The sequence below is a fragment of the Streptomyces sp. NPDC056479 genome (assembly GCF_042795335.1).
Taxonomy (GTDB): Bacteria; Actinomycetota; Actinomycetes; order Streptomycetales; family Streptomycetaceae; genus Streptomyces.
In genome coordinates, this window is sequence record NZ_JBHTRZ010000003.1 from 653074 (window position 1) to 679276 (window position 26203).

The following is a 26203-nucleotide window of genomic DNA, read 5'->3' on the forward strand; positions in this document are numbered from 1 at the left end:
GGCACCTCATGTACCGCGCGACCACTGCTGGTTGGTTCCGCCGTTGCAGGTGTAGGTGATGATCGCGGCGGAGTTGGCGGTGGACGCGCCGTTCACGTCCAGGCACTCGCCGCTCGCGCGGGAGACGACGTTGACGTAGGAGCCGGTGGTGCTGAGCGACCACTGCTGGGCGGTGGCGGAGGAGTTGCAGTTCTCCTGGGTCACCGTGCTCGCGTTCTCCTGGACGCACAGGGAGCTGTGCCGGGTCATCAGCTGGTAGTAGCCGCTTCCTACGGACTTGAACCAGTACTTCTGGTTGGCGCCGCCGTTGCAGTCGTACTGCTTGAGCTGGGCGCCCGCCCACTGCGACTGGCCGGTGACATCGGCGCAGCGGCCGCTGTGCCGGGCGACGAGGGTGTTGTAGGTGGCGCCGGTGCCGGTGATCGAGCCGGTGGCCGTGTCGAGGGTGACCTCCGGGGACCAGGACATCGACATCGACGTCGAGGAGGGGAAGGTCAGCGGCAGCCAGACGTAGCGGGAGTCGTTGACGGTGCCGCCGAAGGAGTTGCCCCAGCGGTCGCCCAGGTAGAGGTACGACGTGGTCGAAGTGCCCTGCACGGGAAGGACGTACGCGGTCTGCGAGCCGTAGGTCGTGGAGTCGCCGACGTTCGTCATCGCGGTCCAGGGGCCGGCGATGTTCGTGGCGGTGGCGTACTGCTGCTGGTTGGGGCTCCAGCCGGTGGCGCCCGAGGTCAGCATGAAGTAGACGCCGCCCCGCTTGAACAGGGCCGGAGCTTCGCGGTGGCCGCCGTGCCAGGGGTCCGCGACCAGGGCGGCGATGCCCGTGTAGTCGCTGGTCAGGCGGTAGATCTGGAGGTCGTAGTTCTCACGGGCGGCGGAGATCATGTAGCCGGTGCCGTCGGTGTCGACGAACACCGTGATGTCGCGGGACATGTGCTCGCCGAGCGGGCGGAAGCTGCCCTGCCAGGTGTAGTTCCCATCCACGGTGTCGGAGACGGCGACGGCGGCGCGGGCCTCGCTGTAGTCGGTGCCGTTCTCCTTGTGCATCCACATGACGAACTTGCCGGTGGCGGCGTTGTACATGACCTTCGGGCGCTCGATGTTGGCGGTGGCCAGCTCGGCGGCGCTGGACTGGGTCAGGACGTGGTTCCTGAACTCCCAGCTCTTCAGGTCGGTGGAGCGGTAGGCGTCCACATAGCGGAAGGTGTTGTCGGCGTTGCGGTGCTCGCCGAACCAGTAGTAGTACGAGCCGACCTTGAGGACACCGCCGCCGTGGGCGTGCACCGGGTTGCCCGAGGTGTCGGTGAACCGTGTGCCGGTGGTGACGGTCTGGGGTGCCGCCTGGGCGGGTCCCGCGGTGACCAGCGCGCCGGCCAGGGCCAGACAGAGGGCGAGCAGGGCCGCGTACGCACGTCTCATCTCACGCACTCTCCTTCACGGTTGCGGCGGTAGTGTCCGCCGCCGTGTCTGCCACGGGTATGCCGAAGTTCGGGGTGCCGTCCGGGTTCCAGCCGAGCCGCTGGACGCGGGTGTGGCGGTTCGGGTCGTTCAGGGGGTCGCCGGCGATCTCCTTGTACTGGCGGGCGTGGTAGACGAGGACGTCGGTGCGGCCGTCCTCGGCGACGGTGAAGCAGTTGTGGCCGGGGCCGTACTGCTTCGTGGTGTCGTTGCCGGTGAAGACCGGGGTCGGGGATTTGGACCAGCCGGCCGGGTCCATGAGATTGCCGTCGGCGTCGGCGGTGAGCATGCCCACGCAGTAGTGGTGGTCGGTGGCGGAGGCCGAATAGGTGAGGAAGATCCGGCCGTTGCGCTTGAGGACGTACGGACCCTCGTTGACCTTGTAGCCGACGCACTCCCAGTCGTACTCCGGTGTGGACAGCCGGATCTGAGGTCCCGTCAGGGTCCATGGGTTCGCCATCTCGGACAGGAACAGGCCGGTGTTGTTGTCCATTCCGGGTTCGTGCTGCGCCCAGCAGAGGTAGCGGGTGCCTCGGTGGGTGAAGGTGGTGGCGTCCAAGGAGAAGGTCTCCCAGGCGGTTCTGATCTGGCCCTTCTCCACCCAGGTGCCCTTGAACGGGTCGGGGTGGGCGTTCTCCAGGACCCAGATGCGGATGCGCCAGATGTCCTCGGCGGGCGCCGCGGCGAAGTAGAGGTACCACTTGCCGCCGATGCGATGGAGTTCCGGCGCCCAGATGTGCGCGGCCATGTCACCGGTGGGGTGGGCCCGCCAGACGACCGACTCGGCCGCCGTGGACAGGCCGTTCAGGGTGCGGGAGCGGCGCAGGACGATGCGGTCGTACTCGGGGGCGGTGGCCGTGAAGTAGTAGCGGCCGTCGGTGTGGCGGTGGATGTGGGGGTCGGCGCGCTGCTGGACGAGGGGGTTCACGAAGGGGGCCGTCCTCGGGAGTGCGGCGTGGGCGACACCGGGGACGGCCGAGGCGGCGGTCAAGGCGCCGGCGGCCGCGGCGCCCTTCAACAGCAGTCTGCGGCTGGGGGCTTCGGGCAGGTCGTCTTCGCGGCTCATACGGACTGCCTCTCGGGGTTCTCATGGGGGAAGTGTTCGAAATAGCGGACATGATCTGTCATTACGAACGCCGAAAAGGTAAGGGTGTGCAACCGGGAGGTCAACGGGTTCGACGGGACGGGGGAGAGCGCTTTCTCCCGACGCGCGATTTTTTTGTTATCGGCCCCCTACTTCTCCGTCTCCCATGACGTGCGCAGCCTCACCCACAAGACAGCAGCGGCCCTCGGCGCCCTCGCGACGGCCGCCGCCCTCACCGTCACCGCTCCCCCCGCGGTGGCCGCCGGCCCGCGAGACGTCACCGCCGACGTTCTCGCGGGCCGGGACGTGACGCTCGGCGGCGACACGGTGGTGTCCGTGCCGTCCGGGACGACGACGTACGACGGCGTCCTCCGCGGCGAGGGCACGCTCACCGTGCGGGGCACCGGGACGCTGATCCTGACCAGGGACAGTGACTTCACGCTGCCCGGGTCCCGGCAGCGGCAGAAGGTGAACGTCCTCGGCGGCAACCACCCGTACGTCACCACGACAGACCCCGACCCGCCCGCGATCACGGTCGAGCGCGGGGCGACCCTCCAGTACGGCGACGGCGGTACGACCGGGCTGATCGGCCACTTCCCGTACAACACCCCGGCGTTCCGGCTCAACCAGGACAACATCCGGGTCGACGGCACCCTGCGGCTGTCGCTGAGAAGCGCCTACAACCTGGGCACGATCAGCGGCTCCGGGCTCATCACCCAGCCGCGGTTCCTGTGGGGCACCTGGGACCTCACGTCCGGCCCCTTCTCCGGGGTGATCGACAACGGCACCCAGGCGAACGCCGGGCGGCCGGAGTTCGCGACCTCGCTGCCGAACGCGCGCAAGGTCCTCAACCAGGGCACCTGGACCGTGGACACCCCGCTCAGCCGCACCGTCACCCTGGGCATGGACTTCTACCAGCGCGAGTACGGCAGCGACATCAACGTCCAGTCCCGGCCCGGCGGCAAGGTCGTGCTCACCGGCCGGTACAGCTGGTCCGACCAGGGCGGCGACACCGACCCCTCGCTCAGCGACCCCGCCCTGAACTGGACGCCCGCGCGGAAGAACGTCAACAAGCGCGGCACCAACATCAAGGGCGCAGACGTCCAGTGGGGCGACGGCACGACGAACGAGATCTTCATGCCAGGGACCGCCGAGACCGTCTACATCAATTTGCTGGCGGCACGCTCCCGTTCGCGGCTCACCTTCGACTACAACGGCCCCGTGACACTGGGCGCGCCCATCGGCGGCGGCAGATTCCACGACACACTGTCCGCGCCCGGCGCCGGCGACATCGTCATCAAGGGCACACGGGGCAACGACGTCACCTTCGCCGCCGTGCAGTACTACGACGGCTCGACGACGGTCGAGAAGGGCGCGGTGCTGCGGCTGGGCAGCGGCAAGCCGGGCGGCGACGGCGGGCTGTACACACGGGGTGCGCTCCACAAGGTCGTGAACAACGGCTCGCTGGTACTGAACAACGTCGGCAGGCCGCTGGTCCTGTCCCGGATCGGCGGCAGCGGGTCGCTCACCCAGACGGGGTCCGCTACGACGACGCTGACGGGCGCGGCGGTGACGTACACCGGCAGGACGACGGTCAAGAGGGGCACACTGGCCCTGCGCGGCGGCGCCGCACTCGCCCGCAGCAAGGCCATCACGCTCGGCTCCGCCGACTCCCGTCTGGACGCGGGCACTTCGGGACTGCGCGTGGTGACGGCCCTGTCCGGCAGGGGCACCGTGAAGGGCACGGTGACGAACGACGGCGTGGTCGCGGGCGGCCTCACCGTCTCCGGCGGCTACACGCAGTCGGCGAAGGGTGAACTGGTCCTGCGCGACGGCCCGTTGAAGGTGACGGGCGCGGTCCGTCTGGCCGGGGACCTGGACCTCGCGTCCGTCGCCCAGGCGAAGGCACCCGCCCGGCGGATCACGGTCCTGGACCACCGGGGCCGGGCGAGGACGACCGGCACCTTCACCGGCCTCGAGGAGGGCGGGAAGCTCCAGCTCGGCGACACCGCCTACCGCATCTCCTACCGGGGCGGCGACGGCAACGACGTGGTCCTGACCGCCGTCACCACGACCCCCTCCCCCGGCTCGGTCACCCCTCGCACGGCAGCCGACCCGGTCGCCTCCCCCGGCACCCGCGCCGCGAGCGCCGCCGGCAACGGGCTGGGCTGGTGGCCCTACGTGCTGGCCGCCGGGCTGCTCGTGGGGCTCGTGGTGCCGGTGACGAGGCGTGGGCGTTCGCGAGGGCGACGACGGGGCGGGCGGCACGCGGCGTAGGGCCGGAGCCGCTCCGGCGGGCGGCTCCGGCCTCGACTACCGTCGTTCCCATGACCAGCACCATCACCCTCGCCGAAGCCCTCACCGCCGGGACCGTCGTGCTCGACGGCGGCATGTCCAACCAGCTGGAGTCGGCCGGGCACGACCTGAGTGACGAGCTGTGGTCGGCACGGCTGCTCGCCGAGCTGCCGGAGGCGATCACCGAGGCGCATCTCGGGTACTTCGAGGCGGGCGCGGACGTGGCGATCACGTCCAGCTACCAGGCCACCTTCGAGGGCTTCGCCAAGCGCGGCATCGGACCCGAGCGGGCGGCCGAACTCCTCACCCTGAGCGTGGAGTTGGCGCGTGAGGCGGCACGAAGGGCGCACGCCGGAGGCGTCACCCGGCCACTGTGGGTGGCCGCGTCGGTCGGACCGTACGGGGCGATGCTGGCGGACGGCTCCGAGTACCGGGGAAGGTACGGGCTGAGCGTGGCGGAGCTGGAGCGCTTCCACCGGCCCCGTCTGGAGGTGCTGGCCGGGGCTCGCCCCGACGTGCTGGCGCTGGAGACGGTCCCGGACGCCGACGAGGCCGAGGCGCTGCTGCGGGCGGTGCGCGGGCTCGGGGTCCCGGCCTGGCTGTCGTACTCCGTGGCCGGTGGCCGCACCCGCGCCGGGCAGCCGCTGGAGGCGGCGTTCGCCCTGGCCGCCGAGGCCGACGAGGTGATCGCGGTCGGCGTGAACTGCTGTGCGCCCGAGGACGTCGAGGCCGCCGTGGAAACCGCCGCCCGCGTCACGGGCAAGCCCGTCGTCGTCTACCCCAACAGCGGCGAGTCCTGGAACGCCGAGGCGCGCGCCTGGGACGGCCGGTCCACCTTCACGCCCGCGGAGGTCCAGGGGTGGCGGGCGTCCGGGGCACGGCTGATCGGCGGGTGCTGCCGGGTGGGTCCCGAGGCGATCGGATCCATCGCACGGACACTGGGGGCAACGACGTAGTTCCCCGCTCGGGGTTGCCCCGGGGTAGCGCGTCGGCGGTCAGTTCCGGCGGACCGCGCCCGGCAGCCGCAGCCGCCGTACGACCGACCGCAGCTCGGTACCGCGCGCGGGCGAGCCGTCGGCCAGGTCCGTCGCGGGGCCGGGCTCCCGGGGCTGGGCGGCGGCCCACAGGTCGAGCTCGGCGTCGTGCGGGCCGTGCGCGGTGCGGGTGTCGCCGTCGCCGAAGATCCGTACCGGACGCGTGTCGTCCCAGGCCTGCCACCCGGGGTCGCCGTCCACCGCGAACCGCACCCAGGCCCCGTGCATCTCGTGGGCCAGTTCCGCCGGGGCCCCCTCGCCGGCCAGCTTGCGGGACTCGGGCACGTCCCCGGTGTCGAAGACGAAGCCGAGCTCCAGCGCGTGGCAGGCGCCGAGGTCGGGGAGGGTGGAGGGCCAGGCGAACTCGTACACGTACGACGAACCGGGGCGGGCGTCGGCCAGGCGGTGCAGGGGGACGCGCAACAGGTGGTCGGTGAGCATCTGGCCGACGATCTCCGCGGTGCCGGCCTCCGGGTGCAGGGCGCGGTAGCCGCGGGGCACGTCGGCGCCGACGCGGCAGCGGGCCATGGCGCCGGCCAGGGCGACCGCCCCGAGCCGGTCGACGCGCTCCAGCAGCCCGCCGGGCACCAGCCACAGCCGGTACTCGTCGCGGGTCCAGCCCAGCATCAGCTCGACGCCGGCCGCGGCGTCCCCCGCCGTCAGCGCCTCCATCGGGTGGCGGGGCACGAGGTCGCCGTCGACGACGATCCCGAAGGCGGGCCCGCCCACCACGGGGCTGCTCAGCCGGCCCACCTCGGCCTGGGTGCGCAGCAGCACCTCACGGTCGACCTCGGCGAAGGCCGCGGCGGTGGCGGGGATCTTCAGCCGGGTCGCCATCCGGCGCACCATGCGCCGTACCTTGTCCCGCTCGGCCACCTCGGGCGGCCCGCTCTGGAGGATCGCCCGCCGGACCAGGCCCTGGGCCTGCGGGGCGGCGAGCAGCGCGCCGATGCTGATGGCGCCGGCGGACTGGCCGAACAGGGTGACGCGGTCCGGGTCGCCGCCGAAGGCCGCGATGGACTCGTGGACCCACTTCAGGGCGGCGAGCTGGTCGCGCAGGCCGGGATTGGCGGGGGCGTCCGGGAAGTAGCCGTAGCCCTCGACGCCGAGCCGGTAGTTGACCGAGACGAGGACGACGCCGTCCCGGGCGAAGGCCTGCCCGTCGTACACGGGCATGCCCGAGGAGCCGCGGGTCAGGGCGCCGCCGTGCAGCCACACCATGACCGGGAGCCGGGCGCCGGGGCCCGGTTCGGGCGTCCAGACATTGAGGTTGAGGCAGTCGTCGCCGGGCACGACCGGGTCGAACAGATACTGCGCGAACGCCTCGGAGTACGGAGGTTTCGGCGGCGTCGGCCCGAAGTCCCCGGCGTCGCGCACACCGTCCCAGGGTTCGGGCGGCACGGGCGGCCGGAACCGGAGCGGGCCGAAGGGGGGCGCCGCGTAGGGGATGCCCCGGAACACCGCGACGCCGTTCTCGTACCGGCCCCGTACCGAACCGTAGGGCGTGCTCACCACGGGGTCTGCCTGGACTGCCGTCATACGTCCACCACCCTCCTCACCGCGCTCGTGCACCGTGAAGATCAGAGCAACTCATTGTGGCCCGGTATTCCGGCGCACGAGCGGATGAGAGGGCTGTTCGGCGTACCCGGTTACTTGGCGTACATAAGTGTGCCGAAGCCGAGCTGGTCAAAGCCTCCGCTGGTCGTGCCGTAGTCACCGCCGCCGCCCTCGGGAGCGACCGAGAAGCACATCTGGCCGATGTACTTGTCGTCGAGGTTCACGCGCCGGTTGTAGTGGTAGTGGAGCATGGCCCAGACGGGGCGGACCTGGCCGCGGCCGGAGTCGCTGATCACGGTCTGTGACTGCGGGGCGCAGTTCTGGCCGGTCCCCCAATTGTAGGTCGTGTACGGGACGTTGTTGCCCAGGTTGTACTTGGCTACGTACTGGGCGGCCTTCATGAAGCGGCGGCCGTCGTAGGAGTAGAGGTCGTCGCCCTGGTTCCAGGCCATCTCGCAGATGGCACCCATCTGGCCCATGCCCATCAGGCTGTGGCCCTGGTCGCGGCCGGACTCCTGCCACTGGCCGAGGTCGTATCCCTCGACGCCTGAGTACAGGAAGGGCACCGCCTTGCGGATGGCACCGTTTCCGGCGCCGTTCTTGAAGTAGTCGACGGCCTGGTCGTACTTGGCCGCATTGTCGGTGAGGATCCCGATGGCCATCACCGAGGCGATGTTGCACAGGTCCCAGTTGGCCCAGTAGTTGGTGATGCAGGCGCCGTTGTGGTCGGTGAGGAACTGGTTGTTGAGCGGGTAGAAGACCCTGACCATCATCTCCCGGGCAGCGGCGAGGTCGAACCCGCCGTAGCCGCGCATGAGTTCGCAGGCGTTGGCGAACTGCCAGCCGTAGATGCCGGCGGCGAGGAACCGGTCCGCGTTGCCGGTGACCGTCTTCAGGGTCCTCGACCACGCGTTGAGGATGGTGGCCGCGCACTGGGCGTTGGCCTCGGTGCCGCCGACCCGCCAGCGCAGGGCGTTCTGGTAGGCGGCGGCGATGTCGTTGTAAAGCACGGGGTAGTTCTGTCCGGTACCTCCCCGGATGATCGTTTCGGTGGCCCGGTTGGTCCAGGTGGACTGGGAGTGGGAGTTGGCGGTCAGCCGCTTCCAGCCGGACAGCCAGGGGTCGTTGCCCGCGGCGACCCTGACCTTGGCCCGGTTGATGTCACCGGCGTTGTGCAGCATGCCGGGGTGTGTGAAGGCCGCGGGCGCCGCGTCCGCCGTGGAGGCGACGGATGCGGTGCCCAGGGCGACGGCCGCGGTGAGACCGCCCGCTGTCTTGAACAGACCGCGACGGCTCAACCGACCTGTGGGGAGGTGCTGGTGGGGGGAAGTGCGGCTCATTGGTGCGACTCCAATCCGTGGGGGGATCAGTCGGTGGTGATGCTCACCTCGTTGAACTCGGTGGTGCAGCGGGCCAGTTGGTTGCGGGAGCAGACCACGAGGCCCACGTGGTAGGGGGCGTCACCGAACCCTGGGATCTCGCCGGTGGCGAGAGTGGTCCAGGTGGTGCCGTCATCGGTGGAGAGGGCTGCGGTGAAGGCGGTCCCGACGCGCTTCAGCCGCAGCAGGCCGGGGAGGGTGGCGGTGGCGTTTCCGGTGAAGGCCGACTTTCCGGCGACGGTCGTGCGCAGCATGAGCTGCGCGGTGGTCCCGCCGGTGACGACGACTCCGGCGGCCTGGTCGAACGGCGACAGCGACTTGGCCATCAGCAGTCCCACCTGGTCGGCACTCGCGCCCGTGCGGGAGCCGAGCCGGGCGGTGATCTCACAGTCGCCGGTGACGGTGTGTCGTACGAACTGCCCCGTCATCGCCTGGTTGTTGACGCTCAGATCGACACCGGCACCGCGCACGGTGAAGGTCCCGCCGTCGTACGACGTGCTGCCCGGGGTACGGATCGCGACCACACCGAGCGTCCCGAAGGCGCGCTCGTCGAGCACCGGGTCACCGAGGTCGCCGTATGTCCAGGGGGCCGGCGGGGGTGTGCCGACCGTGAGGGTGAGCGTGTCGGTGCCGTCGCCGGAGGCGTTGCCCGCGGTGGTGGTGACCGTGAACACCCCGCTCTCGGTGGGCGTTCCGGACACCAGGCCGGTGCGCTTGTCGAGGCGGAGACCGTCGGGCAGCCCGGCCGCGCCGAACCGTACGGGCTCATGCGAGCCACGCAGGAGATGACGGAAGGCAACACCCTTGTTCGCGAACGCCTGGGTGGCGGAGGTGAGTCGGGGTAGGCCCGGAGTCGGCATCCGGGCGGACACAGGCGTGGAGAGCGGTCCGCGGCCGCCGTGGCTGGTCTTCGCGACGACGTAGTGGTACGTCCGCCCGGGGATCCCCGTGGCGTCCGCGTACCGGATCCGGGTGCCGAAGCCGATCGGGCCGATGCCGCTCGCGATCGTCTCGTAGCGGCCGTCGGCGGTCGTGGAGCGCAGCACTTTGTAGCGGGCGGAGAGATCCTGGTCGGTCCAGGCCAGCTCCACGGCGTCGGCGCCGGGGGACGCCGTCAGGCCGGTGGCGGTGCGGGTGGGGCGGGGCGCGGACCAGACCTCGCCGGAGCTCGCGGACGTCACGCTGACGTTGTCGAAGGCGCCCGTTCCGGTCTCGGCGTAGTCCGCGTCGACGCCCAGGCAGGAGGTGAGGACGAGACCCGCGTACGCCGTACGGCCCAACTCGACGTCACTGGCGCCGACTTGGGTCCAGCGGATGCCGTCCGGGGAGATCGCGCCCGTGCACCGGCGGCCCCTGCGGGTCACCCGTACCCAGTAGGGCGCCCGCAGCCGGTAGCCGTCGCCCGCGCCCTCGACGTACCGCGCCTGCAGCGGGGTCGCCGACTCGGGCAGTTCGCCGAGGTCGGAGATCGGGAAGGCGGCGGACGTGGTGATGGCCTGCCGCTGGGTGGGCGGGACGGGCGTGCTGCCGGTGGCGGAGACGGTCGCGCCCGCCTCGGGGCGTACGGTCCACACGCCGCTGAAGGTGTGCAGCGGCAGCCCCTGGATCAGCATCGAGGCGTGGGCGGCGTCCGCGTCGAGGGAGTCGCGCAGGGTGACGCCGATCTTGGCGTACTGCGAGCTGAGCGGGAACACGACCCGTGCGGTGATCGTGCCGTCGCCACGCAACGGGAGATGGACGCAGCGGTAGGTGTGGGCGGTGCCGGACGCCTCCAGCAGGAACCGCTCGCCGTCGAAGGCGGCGGAACCGGGGATCCGCACGTCGCCGACGTCCCGGGTGGACCAGGGGTGAGGAAGACCGGCGGTGGCGGCCACCGAACCCGAACCGGCGCTGCTGCCATGTGAGTTGGCGGCGGTGACGGTGTAGTGGTACGTCCGTCCCGCGTGTACGTCGGTGTCCGTGTACTCCGGCTCGGCGTTCTGGGCGGCGATCTTCTCGTACGGTCCTTCGGGGCGGCTCGCCCGGCGGACGGTGTACGTCGTCGCCCACGCGGACGGCAGCCAGGACACCGTCACGGCGTCCGAGTCGCCGAGGGCGGTGACGCCCGCCGGGGCCGTCGGCGCGGTCGGTGAAGGGGCCCTGGTCCCGGCGTAGGCGAAGGTGCCGAAGCCCGGCAGGTCGTCGTTGCCGCCCTCGACGAGGCGGGCACCGCCGGCGCCGCGGAAGACGGCCGCCTTGGTGTACGGGGTGTCGAGGCCGCGGACGCCGGCGTAGTGGGCGTAGTACATCTCGTAGACCGGCGGCAGGCTGCCGCGGACCTTGTCGGAGACGGTCGTCTTGATGTACTTGCCGGTGCGGTCGAGGTCGGGGGTGAAGGGGACGTCGCCGCCGAGGTTGTAGCGGGCGGCGTACTCGGCGTTCGCGAGGATGCGGCTTTTGTCGAAGCCCCACAGGTCGACGCCCTGGTTCCAGGCGACCTGGGCGGCGTCGCCCATCAGGCCGACGGCGAGCTGCTCGTGTCCCTGGTCGCGGCCGCTCTCCTGCCCCTGGCCGGCGTCGGTGACCACGCGGCTGCGCACACTGCCGTTGCCTGCGCCGGCCGCGGCGAAGCGCAGGGCGTCCTCGAAGAGGGTGCGTTCCTCGCAGAACACGCCGATGGCCAGGATGGACTGAAGGGACGTCAGGTCCCAATTGCCGTTGGCGTAGAGCATGTAGCCGGAGATCGCCGGATACCAGACGTCGAGGAAGGACCGCTCGCAGCGGGCGATGTCCGCGTCCGCCCACCCGTCGTAGCCGCCGTGGCGGAGCAGCTCGGCCGCGTTGACGAACTTGAAGACCTGAAGGCCGGCACCCAGCGGACCGTCGGCCCCCGTGACCATGGTCAGCGAGGCCGACCAGGCGTTCAGGATGTCCCGTGCCTTGTCGGCGTGGGCGCGCTCGCCGGTGACGCACCACATGAGGGCGTTCTGGTAGGCGGCGGCCGAGTCGGCGACGGCCTGGTTCTGGAAGTTGCTTGGGCCGCGGCCCCAGGAGGTGATCTGGCCGGTGTTCTTCACGGCGTACGTCGCCTTCGAGCGGGCGTGGGCCGCGAACGCGAGGTAGCCGTCGTGGACCGGGGACTCCTGAGCGGCGACCGCGGCCTTCATCCGGGCGAGGTCGTCGGCGGTGTGCAGCAGCCCAGGGTGGGTGAACGGGCTGGAGTCGGTCGTGCCCTGCGCCGCCGCCCTGGCCGTGCCGGGCAGGAGCAGTCCGCTCGTGCCCGACGCCAGCAGCAGGGTCGCGGCGACGCCGAGGAAGCCCCGGCGGCTCGGGGCGGGGGTGGTGTCCAGGGTGCTCATGACGCGGCGGCCGCCTCGGCCTCGGCGGTGGTGAGGAACTTCAGGTTCAGCACGTGCTCGTTGGCGTGCATCGGGATGGTGTCGGTGGTGAGGTACCAGCCCGGCTTCTTCATCGAGTCGGCGATCACCTTGCCGTTGATCACGAGGTTCTCGAAGGTGACGTCCTTGATGGGGTGCTTGGCGTCGTACCCGAGCAGCAGGCAGGTGGCGAGCGGCTTGCCGGTGTAGGAGAGGTCCTTGATGTAGACGTTCTGGATGCCGCGGCCGACCGAGGTGTTGTACTTCGTGTTGTAGGCGATCCGCATGTGGACGAGCTGGCCCCAGCGGAAGTCCTCGACGCGTACGTCGTCGACCTTCACGTTCTTGATCAAGTTGCTGTCGCCGGGGTTGAGGGCGATGCAGCCCTGGTAGCCCATCTGGGGTTCGCGGTGGTCGCAGATGTCGAGGTTCTTGAAGGTGAGGTTCTTCAGGGCCTCGGGGTTGTCGGTGTTGCCGTGGGTGCCGACGTTGATGGGGTGGGCCACGTCCGCCCAGAGGGTGGAGTTGCGGACCGTGATGTTCGTGGTGTCGCCGTAGTACTCCCAGCGGTGGGTGTAGAGGGCTATGCAGTCGTCGGAGTTGCGCATGAAGACGCCGTCGATGACGACGTTGCTGCTGCAGAAGACGTCGATGCCGTCGCCCCAGCCCTTGGAGCTGAAGGAGCCGAGGCCCTTGATGGTGACGCCGGTGGCTTCGCCGAGCTTGACGGCGTAGCCGTTCGGGTTGAGCACCGTGACGGCGCCGACGGAGATGTTTCTGGAGTTCTCGATCAGGACACCGCCGTCGACCGTCCCGGCGAGCACCCCACGGCCGGCGAGCCCGGCGTGCTCGACGTTCCGGAAGAGGACGGTGGCCTTGAGGACGGCGCCGCCGTCGAGGTAGACGGTTTTGCCGGAGGGGACGGTGAGGTAGCCGTCGGCGGTGGTGTGGACACCGGGGCCGTAGTAGAGGACGTTCGGGTCGTCCGGCTTCGGCACCTTCTTCTCGATCGTGCGGGCGAACAGGTGGAGGCAGTCGAAGATGTCGTCGTTGATCTGGACGACGATGTTGCGCGGCTGGTCGAGCGTGAGCCGCAGGGTGTCACCGAGGACCTCGGGCTTGATGCCGTAGGAGTCCGGTCGGACCCGGGCCTTGGTGGTGCCGCCCTTGAGGTAGGTGACCTCGATCTCGACGGAGCCCTGGAAGTCGAAGTACGCCAGCGACGAGTTGTACGTCTTGCTCCCCCCGGTGGTCGGGTTGATCTCCGAGAGCTGCGGGCGCCAGATGTCCAGGGTCTGCCACTCGCCGTCCGGGGCGGTACGGACCCGCACCTTGAAGCTGGTGTTGGCCGGCATGGCGGACGGCCGGGGGTAGGTCACCAGTTTCGGCGCCGCGTCGGCGCCGTCCGCGGCGCCGGCCGTCGTGGCTGTCATCGAGGTGAGGCCGGCGGCGAGGACGGTGGCGCCCGCGGCCTGGAGGGCGGTGCGGCGGGACAGGGGCGTGTTCATACGGGACTCCTTGATCAACAGGTGGGAAAGAGGGGCTACTTGAGCCCGGACGTGGACGTCCCGGCGATGAAGCCGCGCTGTGCCACGAGGAAAATCAGCAGGATGGGGACGACGTACATCACGGAGGCGGCGGCCTGGAGTTCGGGGACCGGCGTGCCGGCCTCGTTGATGTAGGCGGTCATGACCGCGACGGCGAGGGTGGTGCGGTCGGTGGACAGCAGGAGCTGCGGCGCGATGTAGTCGCCCCAGGTCCAGGTGAAGGCGATGATGAAGCTCGCGGACAGCACGGGCCAGGACTGCGGCAGGAAGATCCGCCAGAAGATCGACGTGTATCCGCAGCCGTCTACGATCGCGGCCTCCTCCAGCTCGCGCGGCAGACCCGCGAAGAACTGCCGGAAGAGGAAGACCAGATAGGGCGCCGCGGACAGGCCCCACAGCACCCACGGCCAGTACGTGTCGACCATGCCGAGCCTGGCGAAGATCAGGTACGTGGGCAGCAGGGTGACCATCTGGGGCAGCATCATCGAGCCGAGCAGCACACCGAACAGCACCTTCTTGCCGGGCGCGTCGAGCCGGGCGAAGCCGAAGCCGACCCAGGCGGAGCTGAGGGTGACGAGCGAGGCGTAGAGGAGCGCGATGATCAGGGAGTTGCGGGCGTAGCCGAGGAAGTCGATCTCCTGGAAGGCGTCGGCGAAGTTGTGCCACTGGAAGAGCTCCGGCAACCAGTGCACGGGAGAGGCGGCCAGCTCACCCTGGGTCTTGAGGCCGGAGAGGATCAGCCAGCCGAAAGGGCCGAGGAACAGTCCGGTGACGGAGACGAGGACGGTGTAGAGGGCGAGGCGCCGGACGCGGACCCGTACACGTGTGCCGGCCGGGGACGCCTCGGGTGCCGGGCCGGAGCCGGCCGTGGTGGTCGTACCGCTCGTGGCGGTCACGGTGGTCACTTCTTCGCCTCCGGGTCGACGTTGTAGAACACCGCGCCGGACGTGAGTTTGAAGATGAGGCCGGTCACGACGAGGATCAGGACGAAGAGCACCCACAGCAGCGCGGAGGCGTAGCCGTAGCGGCCGAGCGCGAAGTACTGCGCGAACACGTGCATCATGTAGAGGTAGTTGGACTGCGGGACCGTGGTGATGCCGCTCGTGTCGCCGAGGGGCGCCAGCAGCAGCGGCATGATGGTCTGCACCGAGGCGATCATCCCCGTAACCGTCTGGAAGAGCAGGACGGGCGACAGCAGCGGCACGGTGATGCTGCAAAAGGTCCGCCAGGCGCTCGCCCCGTCGATCCGGGCCGCCTCGTGCAGCTCCCGGGGCACGTCCTGGAGCCCGGCCAGCGAGATGATCATGACGTTGCCGGCTGCCCAGAGGACCGTCATCAACAGGACGTGGCGGGCGTAGGGGTCGGCGAGCCAGCCCACGGCGTCGATACCGAAGAAGGTCAGCGCGCCGTTGGCGGCACCGGAGTTCTGGTCGAAGAGCAGCTTGAAGGCGAGACCCGCGCCGACCGGCGGCACCACGGCGGGCAGATACAGCAGCGTGCGGAACACCCCGCGCGCCTTGAGGGGCCGGTTGACCAGGACGGCGAGGGCGAGACCGGCGGCGATCGACAGCGGTACGGAGGTCACGGCGAACAGACCGGCGCGGCCCAGCGCGTCCCAGGTGACCGGGTCGTCGAGCAACTCGCGGTAGTTGCCGAGGCCGACGTAGTGCCAGTTGGGCGAGATGCCGTCGAAGGTGGTGAAGCTCAGCCACAGCGCGTACGCCATCGGCGCCACGGTCAGCAGCAGGAATCCGATGATCCAGGGCGAGGTGAACAGGTAGAACGCGCGGTGTCTGCGCGCGGTCATGGAGGTACGGGGACGACCGGCGGCGGAGGCGACCCCCGACGGTCGGCGGCGGAAGTGAACCGGCGATCCGCGGCGGAGGGCATCTGGTCGGCCGTCATCCCACCTGCTCCTTACCGCGCTTGAGCTGCTCGTTGATGGCGGAGTTCAGGCGCCCGGCGAGGGTGTCGACGGAGATCTGGCCGTTCATCGCCGCGGGGGCGATCTGGTTGAAGAGGGCGTCGATCGCGTCGGCACGGGTGTAGGGCGTGAAGGAGACGACCGAGAAATGCCTCAGCTCGTTCTCCTGCACCTCAAGCGCCCGCTTCTGGTACTCCTCCTTCGCGGGCATCAGAGGGCGCAACGACCTCAGCGACGGGATGCCCCAGCCGCCCGAGGCGCGTGCCTTCGCCGGCTCCTCGCCGAAGAACCACTCGAAGACCCGCCACGCGGCGTCCTTGTTCCGCGCCGCGCGCGGCATCCACACTCCGGTGCCGCCCTGGCAGGCGCTGATCCGCTCACCGCCCGCGAACATCGGGGCAGGCGCCAGCCGGGACACCCGCGCCAGCTTCGGGTCGGTGCCGATCATGCCGCCCATCCAGTAGCCGGAGTTCGACATGGCCAGCCGTCCGGCCTGGTACGTGGGCCCGTCCCAGCCGTTGGGGTCGGGCTGGACGAGGCTCGGCCCGACCTTGGCCCGGCAGTAGTCGATGTACCAGGCGAGTGCCTTGCGGGCCTCGGGAGTGGTGAAGTCGACGCGGGAGAAGCCGTCGTCGAAGAGGCGGCCACCGGCGGACGCGGTCATCGTCGCCAGGAGGCCGGCCCGGGTCAGCCCGCCGTAGCTGCCGCCGAAGACAGTGGTCTGGCCGTTCTTCCGTCGGACCAGACGCCGGGCGGCATCCAGCCACTCCTCGTAGGTGACGGGATCGGTCTCCGGCGGGCGGTCGACCCCGGCCCTGTCGAAGGCCGAGGTGTTGTACCAGTACATGGAGTCCTGGGAGAAGTCCTTCGCCATGCCGTAGCGCGGGCCCCTGCCCTGGGTGCGGCCGTCGTACCGCCACAGGTCGTTGACGGGGTCCAGGTCGTCGAGCGCGAGGACGTCGCTGCGGGCGAAGTAGGGGTCCAGCTCCTCGGCCACGTCACGCGCCGCGAAGTACGGAAGGTCGACGGCGCCGACGCCGCGCACAAGGTCGGGCGGGTTGCCGCTGGTGAGCATCGCGATCAGCTTGGTGATGTCGTACTTCACCAGGACGATCTTGATGCCGAGGTCCTTCTTCGCCTGCCGGACCTGCTCCGGGAGGATGTCGCCGGAATTCACCATCACGGTGACGGTCTCGCCCGAACCGCCGACGCCGGTCGACACCTGCAACGCGCAGCCGCTCAGCGCGGTCGCACCGGCGGCACCCGCGGAAAGGGCGAGGAAACGGCGGCGACTTGGTGAGGCGCCGGGACGGGCACCGGCCTGTGGGCGCATGGGCGCACCACCTCCTGCTCAGCTTGTGCGAAATCTCGATCACTGGTCGCACAGGCGGTCATTTCCGGCTGCGGGTGATGACGTGACGACGCGGAGAAACCCGTAGCAACCGGTTGCCGTAGGTGCTGGGCCAGAGCTTCTTTCCGGATCGGATACGGCGTCAAGAGGCTCGGCGAACTTTCGAAAAGAGTGAGTAACCGGTTTCGGTATGCGATTCCCATGGGACGCGCAAGACATGAGTGCGGCCCACCACCCACCTCACCCAGGCCACACAACCCCCACTTCCCACCGCATCGATTGACCGCTTCACTTGGTGGATCTACGGTAGAAGGCGCTTTCAGAAAATGTTTCCGCTGAGTGTCTCAGGAGAGCCATGCCCAGCCGCCCCCACCTGCCGAGGGCCGTGTTCGCGATGGATCCGGTGCACCTCCCCCTGCTCTTCCCGCCGCCGCTGATGGCCCGGCTCATGCAGACGGCCGCCATCGACCCCGCGCTCGTCGTACGCGACTTCGCCGACCCGGCGACCGCCGAGGCCCTCGCCGGCGCCGAGGTGCTCATCACCGGCTGGGGCTGCCCCCGCCTCGACGCCGACGCCCTCGCCGCCGCACCCGCGCTGCGCGCTGTCCTGCACGCGGCCGGCTCGGTCCGCTCGCTGGTCGGCGACGCACTGTGGAAGGCGGGTGTCGCCGTCTCCAGCGCCGTGACCGGCAACGCGCTGCCCGTCGCCGAGTACACGCTCGCCATGATCCTGCTCGCCGGCAAGGACACCTTCACCCACCGGGAGCGCTTCCGCGCCTCGCACACCTACCCGTCCGCCGCCGAGACCGCCGCCACCGGCAACGTCGGCCGCCGCGTCGGCGTCATCGGCGCGTCGCGGGTCGGCCGCCGGCTGCTGGAGCTGCTGCGGCCGTTCGACTTCACGGTGCTGCTGCACGATCCGTACGTCAGCGCCGCCGAAGCCGCCGCGTTCGGGGCGGAGTTGCTGTCGCTGGAGGACCTGCTGCGGCACAGCGACATCGTCAGCCTGCACGCGCCGGACATCCCCGAGACGTACCGGATGCTCGACGGGGACCGGCTCGCGCTGATCCGGGACGGCGGGGTGCTGATCAACACCTCGCGAGGCGCGCTGGTCGACCCCGAGGCGCTGACGGACGAACTGGTCTCGGGGCGGTTGCACGCGGTGCTCGACGTGACCGAACCGGAGCCGTTGCCTGCGGGTTCGCCGCTGTATCACCTGCCCAATGTGTTCCTGACGCCCCATATCGCCGGGTCGCTCGGCAATGAGCTGGAGCGGCTGGGGCGGATTGTGGTGGAGGAGTTGGAGCGGGTGGTGGATGGAGTGGCGTTGGTGCATGAGGTGCGGGAGGTCGATCTGGTGCGGGTGGCTTGATGGTCGGGGTGCGGGAACAGGGGCGCGTAGGGGGCCGGCATCCGATCCGCCGGGCTGAAGTGGACCGGCGCTCAGTCCCGCGACCGCAAGTGGTCCGGCACCCGGCGCGACACCGTGCCCGGGAGCGATGGAGGAGTCATGGGATACGGTTTCTGTATCTGTGGGGGCGCGTTTTCCGGGCTCAAGGCCCGGTGGGCGCAAGGGTGAAGGAGCCTCGAGGGTGAGTCAGCGCAAGGCGGCCGGCGATGCCGGTCGGGCCACCATCCGGGACGTGGCGGAACGCGCCGGCGTCTCCGTCGCCAGCGTGTCGCGTGTGCTGTCCGGCAACTACCCGGTGTCGGAGGACCTGCGCCGCCGGGTGATGAAGGTCGTCCGGGACCTGGACTACGTCACCAACGCCCACGCCCGCTCCCTGGCCGGCGGCGGTACACCCACCGTGGCCATCCTGATCAACAACATCACCGGCGCCGCGTTCGCCCATGTGGCCAAGGGCGTCGAGGGCGCGGCCACACTGCGGGGCTGGCTTTCGTTGGTGGGGACCACCGGGGACGATCCCGAGCGGGAGCTGGCGCTGGTCAACCTCATGCGCCAGCAGGGCGTCGCGGCCGTGGTGCTGCTGGGCGGCGCCTACGACTACGACGAGTACCAGCTACGCATGGCCCGGTTCGCGCGCTCGCTGGATGCCGCGGGGTCGCACCTGGTCCTGGTGGGCAGGCCGCCGCTGGAGGGCGACGTGCCGGCGACGACCGTGGACTACGACAACGAGGGCGGCGCCTACGCCATGGCCAGCCATCTGCTGTCCGCCGGGCACCGCGAGGTGCTCGTCCTGCCGGGACACTCCGAACTCACCACCGCACAGGGGAGGTTGAAGGGCGCCCAGCGCGCTTTCGAGGCGTACGGCGTGCCCTTCGACCCGGCCCTGGTGCGGCACGGACCCTACGACTACGAGCACGGGTACGACGCCGTCGAGGCCGCGTTGGAGGAGACTCCCGGCTTCACCGCCGTTCTCGCCGGGACCGATGTCGTCGCGGCCGGAGCCATGCAGGCCCTGCGTGCGGCGGGACTGCGGGTGCCGGAGGACGTGTCGATCGTGGGGTACGACGACATCCCGCTCGCCTCTCAGCTCACCCCGCAACTCACCACCGTGCACGTGCCGTACGAGGAGATGGGGCGGGTGGCGCTGCGCGCAGTCGCCGACCGGCGGGAGGGCGCCTCCGGGCGCCGCAAGGGCGGTGACGGGGACCATCTGGTGCTGGGCACCCATGTCGTCGTACGCAACTCCGTGCGGCCGCCCACCACTCGGCGCGGCTGAGCATCGCAGTGGCGTGAGAGCCGCAGGAAGCGATCGTTTCGTAATCGGTTTCTCGGTTTCTTCGCAGGCGGGCGAGCGGTCCGGCCGAGGGCCGTCGCGCCCTCCTGCCGACGTCATGTCAGGGGCGCTGAGCTGGAGTTACGGACGCATGTACGGGCAGAGTCGCGACGCCTCCCGCGCTGACGTCCGCGACAATCCGCCGTAACGAATTTCCGCGCACCTCTTGCTATGTGCTCAGCTCTCGGCCTACCTTCCCTGCAACCGCTTACTACCGCTTCCGCTTGGCCGCCGCTCCGCTACCGCGAGCCGATGGATTCCGGCCGCCGTTCCCGATCGGCGCCTCCTTGTCGCAGCCGCCTCGAAGCAAGCACGTCCTCTCCCATTCCGAAGGATCACGGTCTGATGAACATCACCAGCCCCCGGAGAAGGTTCGCCTCCGCCGCCGTCGCGGGAATCGCACTGACAGGTCTGCTCACCGCCTGCGGCGGAAACGACTCACAGGACTCCGGGTCGGGGTCCAAGGGCTCCGGCCCGGTCACCCTGGACTTCTGGGGCTGGGCCAACGGGCAGCAGGCGGTCGTCGAGGCGTTCAACGCCTCGCACAAGGACGTGCAGCTCAAGTACACGAAGGTCACCGACCAGTTGACCATGCAGAAGCAACTGACCAACGCGGTCAAGGCGGGCAACGCGCCCTGCCTGCTCCAGAACACCGGCGAATACGTGACGAGTTGGGTCTCGCAGGGCGCGCTCGCCGACATCACCCGCTATGTCGAGGCCGACAAGGACAAGTTCAACGCCGGCTCGTGGGCGACCGGTCAGGTGCAGGGGAAGGTGTACGGGGTGCCGACCGCCTCGGCGCCCGCCTTCACCATCTACCGCACCGACCTCTTCCAGAAGTACGGGCTCAAGGCCCCGGCGACCTGGGACGACTTCATCGCCGCGGGCAAGGAACTGAAGAAGCACGACATCAAGATCACCAACTACGCCGGTGAGGACCCCAGCACCCTGGAGGTGCTGGCGATGCAGGCCGGGGCGCACTGGTACGCCATCGACGGCGACTCATGGGTGGTGAACTTCCAGGACGAGGGCTCGCTCAAGGCCGCGAAGGTGATCCAGGAGATCGTCGACAACGACCTCAACTCCAAGCTCTCCTTCGCGGACTACGCGGCCGTGCAGCGCAACTACGACAACGGCGGCACCGCGACCCGGCAGGTCTCCACCTGGCAGATGTCCGGCATGGTGCAGAACTTCACCAAGTCCTTCGGCAAGTGGGCGCTGTCGCCTTGGCCCGCTTTCCAGGGGGAGGCGGCCAGGACACCGGCCGGGACCAACCAGAGCGGCAATCTGACGCTGGTGACCGAGGACTGCGAGGCCAAGGAGCAGGCCGCCGAGGCGGCGCTGTGGATGTCGACCGACGCCGGTGCCGTCAAGACGATGGCGAGTCCGGAGACCGGCAGCGGTGTGATGCCGGCGCTGGCCGACAGCGACGCGTATGTCTCGGAGGCGATCTCCGAGAAGCTGCTCGGGAAGAACTACGAGCCCGCGAAGAAGGTCGTGACGGACAGCCTGGGCACTGTCGCCACCGACTGGACCTTCGGGCCGAACTGGACGGCGATGTTCACGCAGATGCAGGACGAGTGGGCGAAGGTCGTCAGCAAGCAGCAGAAGGTCACCGATCTGCTGGCGCACATGCAGAAGTGGACGGTCGACGACCTGAAGCAGCGCGGCATCAGCGTCAAGGGCTGAGGCGGACTCGATGATTCGCTCCCAGCGCTGGAAGGGCGCCGCTTTCACGGTGCCCTTCCAGCTCGGCTTCGCCTTTCTGTATCTGCTCCCGATCGGCTACGCGGTCTACCAGTCGCTGTTTCTCCAGAAGCAGTCCGGGCTGGGCCTCGGCGGCGCGACCACCGAGTTCGTGGGCCTGGACAACTACCGCGACGGGCTCACCGACTCGGCGTTCATCGGCTCCGTCCTGCGGGTGGTGCTGTTCGCCTGTGTGCAGATCCCGTTCATGCTGCTCGTCAGCCTGGTCCTGGCGCTGTTCCTGGACGCGGTCGGCGCCAGGGCGGCCGGGCGGTTCCGGATTCTGCTGCTGGTGCCGTACATGATCCCAGGTGTCGTCGCCGCGATCGTGTGGATCAATCTGTACAGCCCCGAGGTGGGACCGCTCACGCCGCTCGCCGGACTGTTCGGACTCGACTGGAACTTCTTCGCGCCCTCCATGGTGTGGCCGGCCATCGGCAATCTGCTGACCTGGCACGGCATCGGCTACAACATGGTGATCATCTACGCGGCGCTCCAGGGCGTGCCGCGCGAGCTGTTCGAGGCCGCGCGGCTGGACGGTGCCTCCGAGTTGCGGATCGCGCTGAGCATCAAGATCCCGTTCGTGCGCGGGGCGCTCGTCCTGACCGCCCTGCTGTCGATCATCCAGATGCTCCAGATCTTCAATGAACCGGCGTTGTTCAGGAACGTGACGCCGCAGACCGTCAGCGACAGCTTCACCCCGATCATGATCATCTACAACCAGGCGTTCAACGCAGGCAACTACCACTACGCCGCGACCCTTTCGGTGCTGCTCGCCCTGATCCTCGGGGTGGCGTCCTTCCTCTTCTACCGGCTGACCTCGAGGGAGGCGGACTGATGGCACTGACCGTGCATCGCAAGCAGCGGGAGACGGAACCGGAGGGCGGTGGCCGGCCCTCGGGCGGGGGGCGGGGCGTGCGGCGGCTCGGTCGCCCGGACGCGGCCGCGCGGTCCCGGGGCGGGCAGCGGTTCGTGCTGGTCGGGCTGGTTCTGGCGAGCGCCTACAGCCTGTTCCCGGTGTACTGGCTGATGATCGCCGCGACCAAGGACCGGGTGGGGCTGTACCAGAGCAACGGACTGTGGTTCTCCGGCTGGCATCTGTGGGACAACCTCCAGCAGGTGTTCACCTACGAGGACGGCATCTTCCTGCGCTGGACCGCCAACTCGTTCCTGTACGCCGGTGTCGGCTCCCTCGGCGGCACGCTGATCGCGCTGGCGACGGGGTACGGGCTCGCCCGGTTCGACTTTCCCGGGCGGGGTGTCGTCTTCGCGTGCGTGGTGGGGTCGTTCCTGATCCCGATCGCGCTGCTCACCCTGCCGCTGTATCTGCTGTTCTCGGCGATCGGGCTGGTCGACACGCCCTGGGCGATGCTGATCCCCTGTCTGATCAACCCGTTCAGTGTGTATCTGGCCAAGGTGTACACCGAGGCCGCGATCCCCTTCGAGTTGCTGGAGGCGGCGCGGATCGACGGCGCCGGCGAGGTGCGGATCTTCTTCAGCATCGTGCTGCGGATGATGACCACGGGCGGCGCCACGGTGTTCCTGCTCGCCTTCGTCAACACCTGGAACGCCTTCTTCCTCCCGCTGACCGTGCTGCGCGGCGAGGAGAACTGGACCCTCAATCTGGGCCTGTACAACTGGACCGGCAAACGCCTGGAGTCGGGCATCGATGTGACCAGTCTCGTACTGACGGGCGCGCTGCTGTCCATCGTGCCGATGGCGATCATGATGGTCGCGATGCGGCGCTACTGGCGGACCGGCGTGACGCTGGGGGCCCTGAAGTGACCGCCGCACCGGGAGCCCTCACGTGACCTTGCTGCACAACCCCGTCATCCGCGGTTTCGCCCCGGACCCCTCCCTGGTCAGGGTGGGCGACTGGTACTACGTGGCGACGAGTTCGTTCGAGTGGTTCCCGACGATCCCGATCCACCGCTCCCAGGACCTGGCCCACTGGGAGTACGCGGGCCATGTCCAAGGGGCGGTCCCCGGCGACTCGCTGGCCGGGGTCCCCGACTCGGGCGGCATCTGGGCGCCGTCGCTGAGCTGGGACGGTGAGCGGTTCTGGATGGTCTACTCGGTCGTGCGCTCGGTGGGCACGCCGTACTTCGACGCGGACACGTACGTCACCACGGCCGCGGAGATCGGCGGCGAGTGGGCGCCGCCGCGCAGCCTGCCGAGCCACGGCTTCGACCCCGCGCTCTTCCATGACGAAGGCCGGTTGTGGCTGCTCAACCTCCAGAACGACCACCGCCCGGGCGGCCGGCGGTTCGCCGGGATCGTGCTGACGGAGCTGGACCGGGAGACACTGAGCCCGGTCGGCGGCACGCATCTGCTGCTCCAGCACGAACGGCTCATCGAGGGGCCGAAATTGGTGCGCCGGGACGGCTGGTACCACCTGGTCCTGGCGGAGGGCGGCACGGGGTTCGAGCACGGGGTCCGCATGGCGCGCAGCCGTTCCCTCAGCGGGCCGTACGAGCTCGACGACCGCCCGTTGCTGACGTCCCGCGACGATCCGTCGCTGCCGTTGCAGAAGGCCGGCCACGGTGAGTTGGTCCAAATGCCGGGCGGGGACTGGGTGTTGAGTCACCTCGTGGCCCGTCCGCTGCGTACGCCGGACGGTCCGCGCTGCACACTCGGGCGCGAGACGGCCGTCCAGGCGGTGACGTGGGACGCACAGGGGTGGCCGAGGTTGCGCCACGGGGGTGCGCATCCCGCGGTCGAGGTGGAGGTGGCGACGCCGGCCCTCGCACCCGAGCCCCGACTCGGCGCCCCGGTCGACGCGTTGGGTTGGCCCTGGAGCACCCTGCGTGGATACGCCGACCCGAGCTGGGCCGACGCCACCACCCGGCCGGGCTGGATCCGGCTGCGTGGCCGGCACGGTCCCGAGTCGCGGTGGGCGCACAGTCTGCTCGCCCGGCGGATCACCGAGCACCGCGCGGAGGCAGAGGTCACCGTCCAGGCCCGTCCGAGCACCTTCACGCAGGCCGCCGGGCTGGTTCTGCGATACGACTCGGAGGCGTATCTGAGCCTGGACCTGACCTGGGCCGAGCCCTCGGGTGAGGGGCAGCGCGGGCAGCAGTGGGCAGGCGGGGGCCGTACGGTGCTCCGGCTCGTGGAGCGTGCGGAGTCCGGCACCCGGGAGGCGGCCGTGGTGGAGGTGGACGCGAGCGCGCCGCTGACCCTGGGCGTGAGCGTCGAGGAGGGGCGGGCCCGGTTCTGGTACGTCCGCGCAGGCGAGCGGACACCGGTCGGGCCGGCACTGGACTTCACCCGGCTGTCCGACGACCACGGCTCCAGGCTGCGGTTCACCGGGTCGATGGCCGGCATCCACGCCGTGGACCTCGTCGACGCGTCGTTCACCGCCGACTTCACGGGATTCCGCCTCATCTGCCGCTAGCCCAGGGCCCGTTCGAGGTTTCGAAGATCGCGATCCGTGGCCTCCCGCGAAGTCCTGCCTCTTCCGGACTCAGCGCGGCGAACCTAGGGTAGGAAGCGTAGGAAGCGCTTACTGTTTCGCGCTGGTCGAAACTTTTCATGGCCCTGGGGCGGGCCGGAGAGGTGGTTCCCGATGGTCCGTACGGGCGGTGCGAGCGTGGCTGCCGGGCCGACCCTCGCGGTCGTGGCCCGCGAGGCCGGGGTGTCCGTGCCGACCGCCTCCAAGGTGGTCAACGGCCGGGAGGACGTGGCCCCCGAGACCCGTCGCCGGGTCACCGAGGCGCTGGACCGGCTCGGCTATGTCCGCAGACCCCGCTTCGACGCGGCGAAGACACCGGGCCTGGTCGACCTCGTCGTGCATTCGCTGGACACCTCCTGGTCGGGCGCGGTGCTGCACGGGGTGGAGGCGGCGGCCCACGACGCGGGCCTGGAGGTGGTGGTCTCGGCCGGACTGACCCGCACCCGGGGCGCCCGTCCGGAACGGGGCTGGCTGGACAAACTCATCGCACGCGGCTCCTCGGGGGTGCTGTTCAACCTGGCCGAGCTGACGGCGTCGCAGTACGCGTGGCTGGAGCAGCATCGCATCCCGTTCGTCATGATCGACCCGGTGCTGGAACCGCCGCCCGGTGTGGTGTCGGTGGGCGCGGCGAACTGGCAGGGCGGGGTGACGGCGACCGAGCATCTGCTGGCACTGGGACATGAGCGGATCGCCGTGATCGCGGGTCATCAGCGCAAGATGTGCAGCACCGCCCGGGTGGCCGGCTACCGCTCGGCGCTCGCCTCGGCAGGGGTCCGGCTGCGCCCCGAGTACGTCCGGCACGCGGGCTTCGACGAGGGGGTCGCCCACCGCCGGATGCTGGAACTCCTCGATCTGCCCGAACCGCCGACCGCCGTCTTCGTCTGCTCGGACCGGATGGCCCTCGGGGTCTACGAAGCGCTGGCGGAACGGGACTTGAGCGTGCCGGACGGCATGAGCGTGGTGGGGTTCGACGATCTGCCGGAGGCCCGCTGGCTCTCCCCCGCCCTCAGCACGGTCCGCCAGCCGCTGTCGGAGATGGCGGCGACGGCCCTGCATCTGCTGGTGCGGATGATGGACGGGGACCGGCCGGAGAGCACGCGGACGGAGCTGTCGACGCGGTTGGTGGAGCGGTCGAGCACGGCCGGCCCGCCTGACGGGATGGCTCGCTGAGCCCGTGAACCCACCTTTCGTGAGGGACCTGCCCACCCGGCCCGCCCACGTTGGACCGACAGGGTGGTCGATGCGCCGCTCGGCACGTGTGCCCTGGTCGCGGCGGT

At 70.0% G+C, this 26203-nt stretch carries 18 protein-coding genes; 9 read left to right on the top strand and 9 right to left on the bottom strand.

The window, feature by feature from the left end; genetic code table 11:
* Nucleotides 1–6 precede the first annotated feature (6 nt).
* Together ACFQ6S_RS14410 and ACFQ6S_RS14415 are read right to left on the bottom strand one after the other, a co-directional pair.
* On the bottom strand, nucleotides 7–1419 hold the full coding sequence (locus ACFQ6S_RS14410; RefSeq protein WP_383408042.1) for an RICIN domain-containing protein: 1413 nt from the start codon (nucleotides 1417–1419) through the stop codon (nucleotides 7–9).
* Nucleotide 1420: 1 nt separating this feature from the next.
* Nucleotides 1421–2524 carry a family 43 glycosylhydrolase gene (locus ACFQ6S_RS14415; protein WP_383408045.1) on the bottom strand — a complete coding sequence of 368 codons (1104 nt, stop codon included), beginning with the start codon at nucleotides 2522–2524 and terminating at the stop codon, nucleotides 1421–1423.
* Between the two features lie 189 nt (nucleotides 2525–2713).
* Here ACFQ6S_RS14415 and ACFQ6S_RS14420 point away from each other — a divergent pair, with 189 nt between their 5' ends.
* Together ACFQ6S_RS14420 and mmuM are read left to right on the top strand one after the other, a co-directional pair.
* Nucleotides 2714–4819: an autotransporter gene (locus ACFQ6S_RS14420; RefSeq protein WP_383408048.1), complete on the top strand. Its 2106-nt coding sequence runs from the start codon at nucleotides 2714–2716 to the stop codon at nucleotides 4817–4819.
* A gap of 50 nt (nucleotides 4820–4869) precedes the next feature.
* A complete protein-coding gene (mmuM, locus tag ACFQ6S_RS14425; protein WP_383408051.1) occupies nucleotides 4870–5793 on the top strand; it encodes a homocysteine S-methyltransferase in 924 nt (307 codons plus the stop codon).
* A 39-nt stretch (nucleotides 5794–5832) separates the two neighbouring features.
* Here the strand turns inward: mmuM and ACFQ6S_RS14430 are convergent, their stop codons facing one another.
* The 7 genes from ACFQ6S_RS14430 to ACFQ6S_RS14460 form a co-directional block, all read right to left on the bottom strand.
* On the bottom strand, nucleotides 5833–7410 hold the full coding sequence (locus ACFQ6S_RS14430; protein WP_383408054.1) for a carboxylesterase/lipase family protein: 1578 nt from the start codon (nucleotides 7408–7410) through the stop codon (nucleotides 5833–5835).
* A 110-nt stretch (nucleotides 7411–7520) separates the two neighbouring features.
* Entirely contained in the window at nucleotides 7521–8768 is a 1248-nt protein-coding gene (locus ACFQ6S_RS14435; protein ID WP_383408057.1) for an alginate lyase family protein, read from the bottom strand.
* A 26-nt stretch (nucleotides 8769–8794) separates the two neighbouring features.
* A complete protein-coding gene (locus ACFQ6S_RS14440) occupies nucleotides 8795–12145 on the bottom strand; it encodes an alginate lyase family protein (protein ID WP_383408060.1) in 3351 nt (1116 codons plus the stop codon).
* Complete coding sequence (locus ACFQ6S_RS14445) at nucleotides 12142–13671, bottom strand: glycosyl hydrolase family 28 protein (protein WP_383408063.1); 1530 nt, start codon at nucleotides 13669–13671, stop codon at nucleotides 12142–12144. The genes ACFQ6S_RS14440 and ACFQ6S_RS14445 overlap by 4 nt, the downstream gene beginning before the upstream one ends.
* 35 nt (nucleotides 13672–13706) lie before the next feature.
* Nucleotides 13707–14606, bottom strand: coding sequence for a carbohydrate ABC transporter permease (locus ACFQ6S_RS14450; RefSeq protein ID WP_383408065.1), 900 nt, complete (start codon nucleotides 14604–14606; stop codon nucleotides 13707–13709).
* Nucleotides 14607–14611: 5 nt separating this feature from the next.
* A complete protein-coding gene (locus ACFQ6S_RS14455) occupies nucleotides 14612–15517 on the bottom strand; it encodes a carbohydrate ABC transporter permease (protein WP_383408067.1) in 906 nt (301 codons plus the stop codon).
* A gap of 94 nt (nucleotides 15518–15611) precedes the next feature.
* On the bottom strand, nucleotides 15612–16967 hold the full coding sequence (locus ACFQ6S_RS14460) for an extracellular solute-binding protein (protein ID WP_383408070.1): 1356 nt from the start codon (nucleotides 16965–16967) through the stop codon (nucleotides 15612–15614).
* A 373-nt stretch (nucleotides 16968–17340) separates the two neighbouring features.
* Here ACFQ6S_RS14460 and ACFQ6S_RS14465 point away from each other — a divergent pair, with 373 nt between their 5' ends.
* From ACFQ6S_RS14465 to ACFQ6S_RS14495, 7 genes are all read left to right on the top strand, one after another.
* Complete coding sequence (locus ACFQ6S_RS14465) at nucleotides 17341–18357, top strand: hydroxyacid dehydrogenase (RefSeq protein WP_383408073.1); 1017 nt, start codon at nucleotides 17341–17343, stop codon at nucleotides 18355–18357.
* A 220-nt stretch (nucleotides 18358–18577) separates the two neighbouring features.
* Complete coding sequence (locus ACFQ6S_RS14470; protein ID WP_383408077.1) at nucleotides 18578–19669, top strand: LacI family DNA-binding transcriptional regulator; 1092 nt, start codon at nucleotides 18578–18580, stop codon at nucleotides 19667–19669.
* Nucleotides 19670–20071: 402 nt separating this feature from the next.
* Nucleotides 20072–21415 carry an ABC transporter substrate-binding protein gene (locus ACFQ6S_RS14475; protein WP_383408080.1) on the top strand — a complete coding sequence of 448 codons (1344 nt, stop codon included), beginning with the start codon at nucleotides 20072–20074 and terminating at the stop codon, nucleotides 21413–21415.
* A gap of 10 nt (nucleotides 21416–21425) precedes the next feature.
* Nucleotides 21426–22310: a carbohydrate ABC transporter permease gene (locus ACFQ6S_RS14480; RefSeq protein ID WP_383408083.1), complete on the top strand. Its 885-nt coding sequence runs from the start codon at nucleotides 21426–21428 to the stop codon at nucleotides 22308–22310.
* Nucleotides 22310–23257, top strand: a complete 948-nt coding sequence (locus tag ACFQ6S_RS14485; RefSeq protein WP_383408086.1) for a carbohydrate ABC transporter permease — start codon at nucleotides 22310–22312, stop codon at nucleotides 23255–23257. The genes ACFQ6S_RS14480 and ACFQ6S_RS14485 overlap by 1 nt, the downstream gene beginning before the upstream one ends.
* 22 nt (nucleotides 23258–23279) lie before the next feature.
* A complete protein-coding gene (locus ACFQ6S_RS14490; protein ID WP_383408089.1) occupies nucleotides 23280–24869 on the top strand; it encodes a family 43 glycosylhydrolase in 1590 nt (529 codons plus the stop codon).
* Nucleotides 24870–25040: 171 nt separating this feature from the next.
* Nucleotides 25041–26096 (top strand): LacI family DNA-binding transcriptional regulator, encoded by a 1056-nt coding sequence (locus tag ACFQ6S_RS14495; protein WP_383408092.1) that lies wholly within the window; start codon nucleotides 25041–25043, stop codon nucleotides 26094–26096.
* Nucleotides 26097–26203 lie beyond the last annotated feature (107 nt).